This window comes from Streptomyces sp. BE20, from assembly GCF_036322525.1.
Taxonomy (GTDB): domain Bacteria; phylum Actinomycetota; class Actinomycetes; order Streptomycetales; family Streptomycetaceae; genus Kitasatospora.
On record NZ_JAQYWW010000005.1, the window covers coordinates 1 to 396 of the forward strand.

1 protein-coding gene is annotated in these 396 nt (G+C 79.3%); it reads right to left on the minus strand.

The genetic code is table 11. The features are described from left to right. Positions 1-212: 212 nt before the first annotated feature. On the minus strand, positions 213-396 hold a 184-nt coding region (locus PUR61_RS00015; RefSeq protein WP_329874297.1), incomplete at its 5' end, for a hypothetical protein.

Consider the following 396-nt stretch of genomic DNA (forward strand, 5'->3'; position numbering starts at 1 on the left):
CCCCCCCCCCCGCCCCCCCCCCCCCCCCCCCCGCCCCCCCCCCCCCCTGATTAAGCCCCCGCCGACCACCGAGAACTTCCCTGGCGTGCACCCGCTTTCCCTCCCCGCCGCTCTCCCGCCCAACGTAGGGTCGTCCCCGCGCAGGCGGGGGACATCCGACCAGCACCCCCCTGAACGCGACTGACACAGGGACTTCCCCGCTCACGCGGGGGTCAGCCGGTCGTGGGGGGCGGGGGCGGGGGGGGCGGGGGGGGGGCCGGGGGGGGGGGGGTGTGCGGGTCGGTCTGGGTGGCGGCGGGGGGGGTGTGGGTGGGGCGGTAGTGCTGCATCACGGTGCGGCCCGGGGACGAGCGCTCGTCCATGTCGGCGGGCAGGGCCTCCCCGCCGACCACGAAG